This is a genomic window from Microbacterium sp. ARD32 (genome assembly GCF_031844385.1).
GTDB lineage: Bacteria > Actinomycetota > Actinomycetes > Actinomycetales > Microbacteriaceae > Microbacterium.
This window is the reverse complement of sequence record NZ_JAUZVD010000001.1, coordinates 1,580,474-1,592,893: the sequence shown is the minus strand read 5'-3', so window position 1 is coordinate 1,592,893 and position 12,420 is coordinate 1,580,474. Positions and strand designations below refer to the sequence as shown.

Genomic DNA, 12,420 nt, shown 5'->3' with positions numbered 1-12,420 from the left:
CGTGCGCGCGGGTTCAAGCCGGGGCGTAGCTCAGCTTGGTAGAGCGCCCGCTTTGGGAGCGGGAGGTCGCAGGTTCAAATCCTGTCGCCCCGACCACGGCATCAGACTTCATGACCGCGCGTTCCGCGCGGAAACCACAAGGAGAACACACCAGTATGGCCAACAGCACCGTCGAGAAGCTCTCCCCGACCCGGGTCAAGCTCAGCATCACGGTCACCCCTGACGACCTCAAGCCCAGCATCCAGCACGCGTACGAGCACATCGCTCAGGACGTGCAGATCCCCGGCTTCCGCAAGGGGAAGGTCCCCGCGCCGATCATCGACCAGCGCATCGGCCGCGGTGCCGTCATCGAGCACGCGGTCAACGAGGGCCTGGACAAGTTCTTCCGCGAGGCCGCCACCGAGCACAACGTGCGCATCGTGGGTCGTCCGTCGGCGGACATCACGCAGTGGCCGAACGAGAAGGACTTCTCCGGCGACCTGCTCGTCGACGTCGAGGTCGACGTGCGCCCCGAGATCGAGGTCCCGTCCTTCGAGGACATCACCCTCACCGTCGACGCCGTCGAGACCGACGACGCCGCCATCGACGCCGAGCTCGACGGCCTGCGCGCGCGCTTCGGCACGCTGATCCCCGTCGACCGCCCCGCCGCGAAGGGCGACTTCGTCGAGCTCGACCTGATCGCCACGATCGACGACACCGAGATCGACCGCGCCGACGGCGTCTCCTACGAGGTCGGATCGGGCGAGCTGCTCGAGGGAATCGACGAGGCGATCGAGTCGCTCACCGCCGGTGAGCAGACCACCTTCCGCTCCAAGCTCGTCGGCGGCGACCACGCCGGCGAGGAGGCCGAGGTCTCGGTGACCGTCAAGGCGGTCAAGGAGCGCGAGCTCCCCGAAGCCGACGACGACTTCGCTCAGATGGCATCCGAGTTCGACACGATCGGCGAGCTGCGTGACAGCCTGGCCGAGCGCGTCGGCCAGCAGGGGGTCTTCACGCAGGGTGCCGCCGCTCGCGACCAGCTGCTCGACGTACTGCTCGAGAAGGTCGAGATCCCGGTTCCCCCGCAGCTGATCGAGGACGAGGTGCACAACCACCTCGAGAACGAGAACCGTCTCGAGGACGACGAGCACCGCGCCGAGGTGACCGAGGCCAGCGAGAAGCAGTTCCGCACGCAGGTGCTGCTGGACACCATCGCCGAGGGCGCCGACGTGCAGGTCTCGCAGGAGGAGCTGAGCCAGTACATCGTGCAGTCCGCCGCGCAGTACGGCATGGCTCCGCAGGAGTTCGTCGAGGCGCTGCAGGGCGCCGGCCAGCTCCCGGCGCTCGTCGGCGAGATCGCGCGCAACAAGGCGCTCGCCTCGGTGCTGGGCAAGGTCAAGGTCGTCGACAGCAACGGCAAGCCGGTCGATCTGTCCGAGTTCATCGGCGACGTCGACGAGGCCGAGGCCGAGGAGGCCGCCGCGGAAGAGAAGCCGGCCGCCAAGAAGCCGGCCGCCAAGAAGGCTCCCGCGAAGAAGGCAGCCGCGAAGAAGGCAGCCGCGAAGAAGGACGAGGCCGAGACGGCCGAGTGATCGCCGATCGACTCCGAGGGTCGATCGATTCAGAGAGAAGGCGGATGCTGCGGCATCCGCCTTCTCCGTCTCAGGGGAAGACATGACCGACGTGAGTGACGACTGGCAGCGCCGGGTGGATGCCGTGTGGCAGGACGGCGGCCTCGATGACGACGCCCGCGTCGATCCGATCGATGAGCTGGCAGGGGAGCTCGGCCGGGAGCATCCGATCGCTCTGTTCGAGTGCGCCGGCGCCCGCGACAGCGCCGGCCGCGAGCTGGAGGCCGAGCCGCTGTACCGGGCGGCGCTCGAGGCGGGTCTCGATCCGGTGCGCCGCACGCGAGCGGTGATCCAGCTCGCCAGCACCATCCGCAACCTCGGCAAGATCGACGAGGCGCTGGACCTGCTCGGCGACGAGTACGTCGCGACCCGCGGGGGAGAGATGGCCGACGAGGCAGCGGCGTTCTACGCCCTTGCGCTGGCGTCCTCCGGCGACGCCATGCGCGCGGCATCCATCGCTCTGGGTGCACTCGCGCCGCACCTGACCCGGTACACGCGCTCGGTCACCGGATACGCGGCGGAGCTGGTGAACCCGCGCGGCGAGTGACACGCTCTGTGCTCAGGGCGAACACGGCCGGACGCCCGCGTTGTCGCCGGTAGATTCGAATCACCGAAACACGGAAACAGGAGCTGACATGGCTGAACCCCTGATGGCGACAAGCGTCTTCGACAAGCTGCTGAAGGATCGCATCATCTGGCTGGGCTCTGAGGTGCGCGATGAGAACGCGAACGAGATCTGCGCGAAGATCCTCCTTCTCGCCGCCGAGGATGCCGAGAAGGACATCTATCTCTACATCAACTCGCCCGGCGGCTCGATCACCGCGGGCATGGCCATCTACGACACCATGCAGTTCGTGCCGAACGACATCGTCACCGTCGGCATCGGCATGGCCGCGTCGATGGGCCAGCTGCTGCTGACCAGCGGCACCAAGGGCAAGCGCTACATCACCCCGAACGCTCGCGTGCTGCTGCATCAGCCGCACGGCGGCTTCGGCGGAACGGCCAGCGATATCCAGACGCAGGCGCAGCTCATCCTCTCGATGAAGCAGCGCCTCGCTGAGATCACCGCGGGCCAGACCGGCAAGAGCGTCGAGCAGATCAACGAGGACGGTGACCGCGACCGCTGGTTCACCGCCGACGAGGCACTCGAGTACGGATTCGTCGACCACATCCGCGAGCACGCCAGTGACGTGCACGGCGGTGGCGGAACCGGCGCGGACAAGTAAGGCAGGACGACACACATGTACACCCCCACCTTCCGCGCCGCGGGCAACCTTCCCTCCAGCCGCTACGTGCTGCCGCAGTTCGAGGAGCGCACGGCCTACGGCTTCAAGCGCCAGGACCCGTACAACAAGCTGTTCGAGGACCGTGTGATCTTCCTCGGCGTGCAGGTCGACGACGCTTCCGCCGACGACGTGATGGCGCAGCTGCTCGTCCTGGAGAGTCAGGATTCCGAGCGCGACATCACGATGTACATCAACTCGCCCGGCGGCTCGTTCACGGCCATGACGGCGATCTACGACACCATGCAGTACGTGGCGCCGCAGATCCAGACCGTGGTGCTCGGCCAGGCGGCATCCGCCGCATCGGTGCTGCTGGCCGCCGGCGCTCCCGGCAAGCGGCTCGCCCTGCCCAACGCGCGCGTGCTCATGCACCAGCCGGCGATGGGCGAGGCCGGTCAGGGCCAGGCATCCGACATCGAGATCCAGGCCGCGGAGATCCTGCGCATGCGCACCTGGCTCGAGGAGACCATGGCCAAGCACACCGGCCAGGACGTCGCCAAGGTGAACCGCGACATCGATCGCGACAACATCCTCTCGGCCGAGCAGGCCAAGGAGTACGGCATCGTCGACCAGGTGCTCACCTCGCGCAAGCGCGGCTGAGCGCGTCATCGCAGAAGGGCGGTCCGGCATCACGCCGGGCCGCCCTTTCGCGTGTCCGGCAACGGATGCGCACCTGCGCACAGCATCTCTGCTCATCTGAGCAGAGCCATGCGCGTGCGTCGGTCTGCTCCTAAGCTGGAACGCGGAAGGAGGATGCCGTGGACGACGAACTGCTCATGGTGCGCGTGGCCGAGCTCTCGTACGACGAGAACAGGACGCAGGACGAGATCGGCGCCCTCCTCGGGATCTCGCGCTGGAAGGTCGGGCGGCTGCTCGTGCAGGCCCGCGAGCGCGGCATCGTGCGCATCGAGATCGTGCACCCGCGCGCCCGCAGGCTCGGCGCCGAGCGCGCGCTCGTCGAGCGGTTCGGACTGAAGGATGCCGTCGTCGTGCCGACAGCCGAAGAGGCCGGCGCCGCGCTGGAGCGGGTCGCCCGCGCGGCAGCGGACATGCTCGCGGCGCTGCGGCCCGTGCCGCGCGCCCTCGCGGTCAGCTGGGGCCGCACCCTCACCGCCGTCGCCGACGCGCTGCCCTCGGGCTGGGCGCACGGTGTCACCGTCGTGCAGGCCAACGGGGGAGTGAGCCTCAGCCGGCGCTCCGGCGGTGCGGCGTCCGTCGCCGTCACCATCGCCCAGCGCGGCGAGGGGCAGGCGGTGCTGCTGCCCAGCCCGGCGATCCTGGAGCGCGTCGAGACCAAGCAGGCCATCGAGGCCGACCGCACCGTGGCGGCGATCCTGGAGCAGGCCGCGAATGCGAACACTTTCCTGTTCACCGCGGGACCGTGCGACCCGGCATCCGCTCACGTCGAGAACGGGTACCTGTCCGCCGACGACATCGCCGAGCTCGCTCGTCGCGGAGCCGTGGGTGACCTGCTGGGCCGCTACATCGACGCCGACGGGAACATCGTCGACCCGCAGCTGGATGCCCGAACGGTCGGCGTCGGCCTCGATCGGCTGCGATCCGCGTCCCGCGCCGTCTTCGTCACCGCAGGCGCCGCCAAGCACGACATCGCGCGTACAGTCGTCAGCAACGGGCTGTGCAGCATCCTGGTGACCGACGAATCCACTGCCCTTGCACTCTTGGAGGAGATATGACGACCACAGAGCTCGCCCGCCGCGCGGCGGTCGACGTACTGGGCGGTGAGCCCGACGACGCGACCCTGCGTCGCTTCCTGCACGGACTGCCCGGCGTGGACGCCGTGGGCCTGGAGCAGCGCGCCGCCGGCCTCGGCACCCGCTCGATCAAGACCACCTCGAAGGCGTGGGCGCTCGACAGGATCATCTCGCTGATCGACCTCACCACCCTCGAGGGCGCCGACACCGCGGGCAAGGTGCGCTCGCTGGTCGCGAAGGCGAAGACCCCGGATGCCTCCGATCCGAGCACCCCGCGCGTCGCGGCGGTCTGCGTGTACGGCGACATGGTCGGCCACGCGGTCGAGGCGCTCGGCGACCTGCACGGCGATCCCGACGACGGCCGCATCGCGGTCGCCGCCGTCGCGACGGCGTTCCCATCCGGACGCGCCTCGCTCGAGGTCAAGCTGGCGGACACCGCGGTTGCCGTGGCCGCCGGCGCCGACGAGATCGACATGGTGATCGACCGCGGCGCGTTCCTGGAGGGACGCTACGGGCTCGTGTTCGACCAGATCGCCCGCGTGAAGGAGGCATGCCGCCGCGAGGACGGCAGCCACGCGTCGCTGAAGGTCATCATGGAGACCGGCGAGCTGAACACCTACGACAACATCAAGCGCGCGTCCTGGCTGTCGATAATGGCGGGAGGCGACTTCATCAAGACGTCCACCGGCAAGGTGCAGCCGGCGGCCACCCTGCCGACCACGCTGCTCATGCTCGAGACCGTGCGCGACTGGTACCGGGCGACGGGGGAGAGGATCGGCGTGAAGCCGGCCGGCGGCATCCGCTCGTCCAAGGACGCCATCAAGTACCTCGTGACGGTCGCCGAGATCGCCGGCGAGGACTGGCTGCAGCCGCACCTGTTCCGCTTCGGCGCGTCGAGCCTGCTGAACGACGTGCTGCTGCAGCGCCAGAAGCTCACCACCGGTCACTACTCCGGTGCCGACTACGTGACCATCGACTGATGCTTCGACAGGCTCAGCAACCCAGACATCAGTGACCAGAGGATCAGATATGTCATTCCTGGAATACGCTCCCGCGCCTGAGTCCAAGGCGATCCTGAAGCTCAAGGACAGCTACGGGCTGTTCATCGACGGCGAGTTCGTCGACGGCTCGGGCCCGTCCTTCCACACCATCTCGCCCGCCGACGAGAGCCGCATCGCCGAGATCGCCTCGGCCTCCGATGACGACGTCGACCGTGCCGTCGCCGCGGCCCGCCGCGCCCACGACAAGGTGTGGTCGAAGATGAGCGGCCGCGACCGCGGCAAGTACCTGTTCCGCATCGCACGCCTCGTCCAGGAGCGCGCCCGTGAGCTGGCGGTCGCCGAGAGCCTGGACAACGGCAAGCCGATCAAGGAGAGCCGCGACGTGGACGTGCCGCTGGTCGCCGCCTGGTTCTTCTACTACGCCGGCTGGGCGGACAAGCTCGACTACGCCGGTCTGGGAGCGAACCCGAGGGCGCTGGGCGTCGCCGGCCAGATCATCCCGTGGAACTTCCCGCTGCTGATGCTCGCCTGGAAGCTCGCCCCGGCCCTCGCCGCCGGCAACACGGTGGTGCTGAAGCCCGCCGAGACCACGCCGCTGACCGCTCTGATCTTCGCCGAGATCCTGCAGCAGGCAGACCTTCCCGCAGGCGTCGTGAACATCATCACGGGCGCCGGCGCCCCCGGCGCCGCGCTGGTGCGTCACCCCGACGTGGACAAGGTCGCGTTCACCGGATCCACCGGCGTCGGCCGTGACATCGCGAAGGCGATCGCGGGCACCGACAAGCGCGTCACGCTCGAGCTGGGCGGCAAGGCCGCGAACATCGTGTTCGACGACGCGCCCATCGACCAGGCCGTCGAGGGCATCGTGAACGGCATCTTCTTCAACCAGGGGCACGTGTGCTGCGCCGGCAGCCGGTTGCTGGTGCAGGAGTCGATCCACGACGAGGTCGTCGACCGTCTCAAGCACCGCCTGTCGACCCTGCGGCTGGGCGACCCGCTCGACAAGAACACCGACATCGGCGCCATCAACTCGGCAGCCCAGCTGGCCCGCATCCGCGAGCTCAGCGACATCGGCGAGGCCGAGGGCGCGGAGCGCTGGAGCGCGGACTGCGCCATCCCGGAGAAGGGGTTCTGGTTCGCGCCGACGATCTTCACCGGTGTCGAGGCGTCCAGCCGCATCGCCCGCGACGAGATCTTCGGTCCGGTGCTGTCGGTGCTGAACTTCCGCACGCCCGCCGAGGCGATCGCCAAGGCCAACAACACCCCGTACGGTCTGTCGGCCGGCATCTGGAGCGACAAGGGATCCCGCATCCTGGCCGTCGCCGACCGGCTGCGTGCGGGCGTCGTGTGGGCGAACACCTTCAACCGCTTCGACCCGTCGAGCCCGTTCGGCGGCTACAAGGAATCCGGCTACGGCCGTGAGGGCGGCCGTCACGGCCTGACCGCTTATCTCAAGGGAGCATCGGCATGAGCAGGCGACCCACCGAAATCAACCGGCTCCGGGTTCCGAAGACCTACAAGCTCGCGATCGGCGGGGCGTTCCCGCGCAGCGAGTCCGGGCGCACCTACGAGGTGCTCTCGGCCAAGGGCGCCTTCCTCGCCAACGCCGCCAAGGCGTCTCGCAAGGATGCCAGGGATGCCGTGGTCGCCGCGCGCGGCGCGGTGAAGGGCTGGTCGGGCGCCACCGCATACAACCGCGGACAGGTGCTGTACCGGGTCGCGGAGATCCTGGAGGGCCGCCGCGCCCAGTTCGTCGACGAGATCGTCGATCAGGAGGGTGTCTCCGCGGCTGTGGCGGGCGCCCAGGTGGATGCCGCTGTGGACCTGTGGGTCTGGTACGCCGGCTGGTGCGACAAATACGCGCAGGTGGGCGGCAACGCCAACCCGGTCGCAGGTCCCTACTTCAACATCTCGGTGCCCGAGCCCACAGGCGTGGTGGCGATCGTCGCACCTCAGGACTCCGCGCTGCTCGGCCTGGTCTCGGTCATCGCCCCGGCGCTGGTCACCGGCAACACGGTGATCGCGATCGCGAGCGAGCGCTTCCCGCTGTCGGCGATCAGCCTGGCCGAGGTGCTCGCCACCAGCGACGTGCCCGGGGGCGTCGTGAACGTGCTGACCGGCTCGCCTGCGGAGATCACGCCGTGGCTCGCCTCGCACGCCGACGTCAACGCCATCGATCTCGCGGGTGCGGGAGACCTGGACTGGGTGGACCTGGAGATCGCCGCCGCCGACACGCTCAAGCGCGTGCTGCGCCCCGGTGTCGGTTCGAACGGAGCGGTCGAGCAGAGCCTCGACCGCATCACCGCGTTCACCGAGACGAAGACGGTGTGGCACACCAAGAGCATGATCTGACGGCGGATCAAGCGCTGAAGAGCCGCTTCCGCTCACAGCGGATCAGGTCCTTGGCGCGCGTGGCAATGCGCCGCGGTGTCGGTGAGGGCGGTTAGGCTCGATTGACGGCATCGGGCCCCCGCCCGATCCACGGCTTCGAGGAGGACGCGCATGGCACGCATCGGTGAGAGCGCCGACCTGTTCAAATGCTCATTCTGCGGAAAGAGCCAGAAGCAGGTGCAGCAGCTGATCGCCGGTCCTGGCGTGTACATCTGCGACGAGTGCGTCGAGCTGTGCAACGAGATCATCGAGGAGCGGATGGCCGAGGCCGGCAACGGTCCGGTCGCCGACTTCGAGCTGCCCAAGCCCCGCGAGATCTTCTCCTTCCTCGAGGAGTACGTCGTCGGGCAGGATCTCGCGAAGCGCTCGCTCGCGGTCGCCGTCTACAACCACTACAAGCGCGTGCGCGCCCGCGGCACACTGCAGACCGCCGAGCAGAAGGCCGAAGAGGTCGAGGTCGCCAAGAGCAACATCCTCATGCTCGGCCCGACCGGCTGCGGCAAGACCTACCTCGCGCAGACCCTCGCCAAGCGACTGAACGTGCCCTTCGCGGTCGCCGACGCCACCGCCCTCACCGAGGCCGGCTACGTCGGCGAGGACGTCGAGAACATCCTTCTCAAGCTGCTGCAGGCCGCCGACTACGACGTCAAGCGCGCCGAGACCGGCATCATCTACATCGACGAGATCGACAAGATCGCCCGCAAGGCCGAGAACCCGTCGATCACGCGCGACGTCTCGGGTGAGGGCGTGCAGCAGGCGCTGCTGAAGATCCTCGAGGGCACCGTGGCATCCGTTCCTCCGCAGGGCGGCCGCAAGCACCCGCACCAGGAGTTCCTGCAGATCGACACGACGAACGTGCTGTTCATCGTCGCCGGCGCGTTCGCCGGGCTGGAGGACATCATCTCGGCCCGGGTGGGCAAGCACGGCGTCGGCTTCGGCGCCCCGCTGCACGACAAGGGCAAGGACCTCGACCTGTTCAGCGAGGTGCTCCCCGAGGACCTGCACAAGTTCGGCCTGATCCCCGAGTTCATCGGTCGCCTGCCCGTCGTCACCTCGGTGTCGCCGCTGGATCAGGACGCCCTGATCGACATCCTCACCGGCCCGCGCAACGCGCTGGTCAAGCAGTACCAGCGGATGTTCGAGATCGACGGCGTCAAGCTGGAATTCGAGGACGACGCGCTGCGCGCGATCGCCGACCTGGCCGTGCTGCGCAAGACCGGCGCCCGAGGCCTGCGTGCGATCCTGGAGGACGTGCTCGGCCCCATCATGTTCGAGATCCCCTCCGCCGAGGAGGTGACGAAGGTCGTGGTCACGAAGGCCGCCGTCGAGGACGGCGCCGCGCCGACCGTGGTCATGTCGCGCAAGCGCAAGAGCGCCTGACGCGCACCCCTCAGCCGTCCAGGCCGCGTCGCTTCAGCAGCGGGGCGATCTCGGCATCACGGCCGCGGAAGTCCCGATACGCCTCCAGCGGATCCTTCGAACCTCCGACGCCCAGCAGGCGCTGCCGGAACCGCTCACCGTTCTCGCGGGTGAGTCCGCCGTTGGAGCGGAACCACTCGACGGTGTCCGCGTCGAGCACCTCGCTCCAGATGTACGAGTAGTAGCCGGCGCTGTAGCCGCCGGAGAAGACGTGCGCGAAGTACGTGGACGAGTAGCGGGTCGGCACCAGCGGGTTCAGCAGACCGATCTCCGACAGGGCGGAGGCCTCGAACGCAGCGACATCATCCACCGCAGCTCCCGGCGCCACGCTGTGCCACGCCTGGTCCAGCCACGCCGCGGCCAGGTACTCACTGGTCGCGTGGCCCTGGTCGAAGGTCTCCGTCGCGCGCAGTCGCTCCACGATCGCGGCATCCAGCGCCTCACCCGTCTCGAAGTGACGGGCGTAGTTGTCGAGCACCTCGCTCCACAGGATCCACATCTCGTTGACCTGGCTGGGGAACTCGACGAAGTCGCGGAACACGTTGGTGCCGGCGAAGTGCGGGTAGGTCACCCGCGCGAACAGCCCGTGCAGCGCGTGCCCGAACTCGTGGAACAGCGTGGTGACCTCGTCGAGGGTGAGCAGGGTCGGCTCGCCGTCGCCGGGCTGGGCGACGTTGAGGTTGTTGACCACCACGGGCAGCGTGCCGCGCAGCGCGGACTGGCTCACGATCGGGTTCATCCACGCACCGCCGCGCTTGGAGTCGCGGGTGTACAGATCGAGCACGTACAGGCCCACTGCCGATCCGTCGGCGTCGTGCACCTCGAACACCCGCGCGCCCGGGTGGTACGCGACCAGGTCCTCGCGCTCCGTGAACGTCACGCCGTAGAGCTGCGAGGCCGCGAAGAACACCCCGTCGCGCAGCACGCGCTCGGCCTCGAACCAAGGACGCAGCGCCGCCGTGTCGATGTCGTAGCGAGCCTGGCGGACCTTCTCGGTGTAGAAGGCCCAGTCGTGCGCCTGGAGCGCGAATGGCTCCGTCTCGGTGGCGTCGATGATCTCCTGCAGGGCCTCCGCCTCACGGGCGGCGTTGCGTGCGGCCGGCGCGGCCAGATCGCGCAGCATCCGCTCCACCGCCTCCGGCGAGCCTGCCGTCTCATCGGCTGTGACGTAGGCGGCGTGCGATGGATAGCCGAGCAGGGCGGCGCGCTCGGCGCGCAGTCGCACGATCTCGGTGAGCACCGAGCCGTTGTCGTTCGCGTTGCCGCGCGAACCGCGCGACAGGGACGCCTCCAGGATGCGGCGGCGGCTCTCGCGCACGGTCAGGGATGCCAGGTACGGGTGGCCGCTGAACAGCGGCAGGCCCACCAGGAGCCTCCCGTCCTCGCCCCGGTCGGATGCCGCCCGCGCGGTCGCGCTCAGCTCTCCGGAGGTGAGCCCGTCGAGCTCGGACGCGTCATCGAACAGCACCGCGAGGTCGTTCGTGTCGTTCAGCAGGTTCCTCTCGAACGCGGTGCTGAGGGTGGACAGGCGCTTGTTCAGCTCGGTGAGCCGTGTCTTCGCCTCGTCGTCGAGGGCAGCGCCGGCGTGGGTCATCTCCCGGAAGTGCCGATGCACGAGGTAGCGCTGCTCGGCATCCAGCTCCAGCTCGTCCAGCTGCGAGTGCAGCTGCGACACCCGCCAGTACAGCTGTGAGTCCAGTCGGATCGCGTCCTCGTGCGCTGCCATCAGCGGCGCGAGCTCCTCGTCGATCGCCTGGATCTCGGGCGTCGCGTCGGCGGAGCTCACCGTGTAGAACGCGTGCGCGATACGCTCGAGCAGCTCCCCCGAGCGCTCCAGCGCCTCGATCGTGTTCTCGAACGTCGGCATCGAGCGCACCACCGTGATCGCGCGCACCTCGTGCAGCTGCTCCTCGAACGCCTGACGGAACGCCGGCAGATAGTGCTCGGGAAGGATCGCCGCATAATCGGGCATCCCGTAGGGGAGCGTGGACGGGGAGAGGAGCGGGTTCGTGGCCTCGGTCATCCCTCGAGCCTAGGGCGTGGCGGGATCCGCGGTCGTGAGCCTCGCCATCACCCGCTGCAGCGCCTCGATCACCACCTGCACGGAGCTGCGTCGCAGATTCTCGGGCCGCGCCAGCACATCGACCGAGCGCAGCGTGTTCACGCCACGTAGCGGCAGCCGGACGATCTCATCATCATCGATCGTCCGAGAGGTGTACCGCGGCAGCATCCCGATCACCCGACCGGCCGCGACCACCGCTGCGACCGCGCCGTAGTCGTTGATGCGATGCTGCACCTGCACGGGCCGGTTGGTCACGGCCGCGATCGCCCGCAGCACGTCGTCAGGCGAGTAGCCGATCCGGCTGGTCACCCAGCGCTCGCCGGCGACATCGGTGGGGGAGAGCGAACGTCGCGACGCGAGCGGGTGCGAGGCCGCCACGGCGACGTCGAGCGGCTCGCGCACGAGTGTGAGGCTGCGGATGCCTGTGGAGGGCCACGGCGCCGAATGCTCCATCCGATGCGCGAGCACCAGGTCGTACTGCGCCGTGAGAGCGGGGAACTCGCTCTGGGCGACGTCCTCGTCGGTCAGGTGCACGGTGGGTGCCGATTCCGCGCCGCCCACCTCGCGCACCAGCGATCCGAACAGTGCCTGACCCGCGCTGTGGAAGCCGCTGACCGTGACCGCGCCTGCCGCGTCGTGCTCGAAGTCCTCCAGCGCGCTGCGAGCTGCCGCCATCGCATCGATCACGTCGGCCCCGGCTGTCGCGAGCACTTCGCCGGCGGCGGTGAGCACCAGCGTGCGTCCCTGCTTGCGAGTGAGGGGCGTGCGGAATCCGCGCTGCAGTGCGGCCAGCTGCTGGGAGACGGCGGAGGGGGTCACGCGCATCGCTTCGGCCACGGCCGTCACGCTGCCCAGCGCGCCGAGTTCCCGCAGGATCTGCAGCTGATGGAGTTCCACAACAGGATTCTACGATTAAGGATCTCTGAACAGACATTGCAGTAG

At 68.8% G+C, this 12,420-nt stretch carries 11 protein-coding genes and 1 tRNA gene; 10 read left to right on the top strand and 2 right to left on the bottom strand.

Annotated elements, in window-relative coordinates:
- Positions 1 to 19 precede the first annotated feature (19 nt).
- From Q9R19_RS07545 to clpX, 10 genes are all read left to right on the top strand, one after another.
- A tRNA-Pro gene (locus tag Q9R19_RS07545) sits at positions 20 to 96 on the top strand.
- A 59-nt stretch (positions 97 to 155) separates the two neighbouring features.
- Positions 156 to 1,571, top strand: a complete 1,416-nt coding sequence (gene tig, locus Q9R19_RS07540; protein ID WP_311255695.1) for a trigger factor — start codon at positions 156 to 158, stop codon at positions 1,569 to 1,571.
- A gap of 82 nt (positions 1,572 to 1,653) precedes the next feature.
- Positions 1,654 to 2,157, top strand: a complete 504-nt coding sequence (locus tag Q9R19_RS07535) for a tetratricopeptide repeat protein (protein WP_311255694.1) — start codon at positions 1,654 to 1,656, stop codon at positions 2,155 to 2,157.
- Positions 2,158 to 2,197: 40 nt separating this feature from the next.
- Positions 2,198 to 2,836 (top strand): ATP-dependent Clp protease proteolytic subunit, encoded by a 639-nt coding sequence (locus Q9R19_RS07530; protein WP_311255692.1) that lies wholly within the window; start codon positions 2,198 to 2,200, stop codon positions 2,834 to 2,836.
- A gap of 15 nt (positions 2,837 to 2,851) precedes the next feature.
- Complete coding sequence (locus tag Q9R19_RS07525) at positions 2,852 to 3,493, top strand: ATP-dependent Clp protease proteolytic subunit (RefSeq protein WP_292698172.1); 642 nt, start codon at positions 2,852 to 2,854, stop codon at positions 3,491 to 3,493.
- 158 nt (positions 3,494 to 3,651) lie between these two features.
- A complete protein-coding gene (locus Q9R19_RS07520) occupies positions 3,652 to 4,587 on the top strand; it encodes a sugar-binding domain-containing protein (protein ID WP_311255691.1) in 936 nt (311 codons plus the stop codon).
- A complete protein-coding gene (gene deoC / locus Q9R19_RS07515; RefSeq protein ID WP_311255690.1) occupies positions 4,584 to 5,585 on the top strand; it encodes a deoxyribose-phosphate aldolase in 1,002 nt (333 codons plus the stop codon). The genes Q9R19_RS07520 and deoC overlap by 4 nt, the downstream gene beginning before the upstream one ends.
- Positions 5,586 to 5,634: 49 nt before the next feature.
- Positions 5,635 to 7,077 (top strand): aldehyde dehydrogenase family protein, encoded by a 1,443-nt coding sequence (locus tag Q9R19_RS07510; RefSeq protein ID WP_311255689.1) that lies wholly within the window; start codon positions 5,635 to 5,637, stop codon positions 7,075 to 7,077.
- A gap of 17 nt (positions 7,078 to 7,094) precedes the next feature.
- The gene (locus Q9R19_RS07505; RefSeq protein WP_311255896.1) at positions 7,095 to 7,958 is read left to right on the top strand and encodes an aldehyde dehydrogenase family protein; all 864 of its coding nucleotides are present in this window, start codon (positions 7,095 to 7,097) and stop codon (positions 7,956 to 7,958) included.
- A gap of 150 nt (positions 7,959 to 8,108) precedes the next feature.
- The gene (gene clpX / locus Q9R19_RS07500; protein ID WP_311255688.1) at positions 8,109 to 9,377 is read left to right on the top strand and encodes an ATP-dependent Clp protease ATP-binding subunit ClpX; all 1,269 of its coding nucleotides are present in this window, start codon (positions 8,109 to 8,111) and stop codon (positions 9,375 to 9,377) included.
- Between the two features lie 10 nt (positions 9,378 to 9,387).
- Here clpX and Q9R19_RS07495 read toward each other — a convergent pair whose 3' ends face one another.
- Entirely contained in the window at positions 9,388 to 11,439 is a 2,052-nt protein-coding gene (locus Q9R19_RS07495) for a M3 family metallopeptidase (RefSeq protein ID WP_311255687.1), read from the bottom strand.
- Between the two features lie 9 nt (positions 11,440 to 11,448).
- Positions 11,449 to 12,375 (bottom strand): LysR family transcriptional regulator, encoded by a 927-nt coding sequence (locus Q9R19_RS07490; RefSeq protein ID WP_311255686.1) that lies wholly within the window; start codon positions 12,373 to 12,375, stop codon positions 11,449 to 11,451.
- Positions 12,376 to 12,420 lie beyond the last annotated feature (45 nt).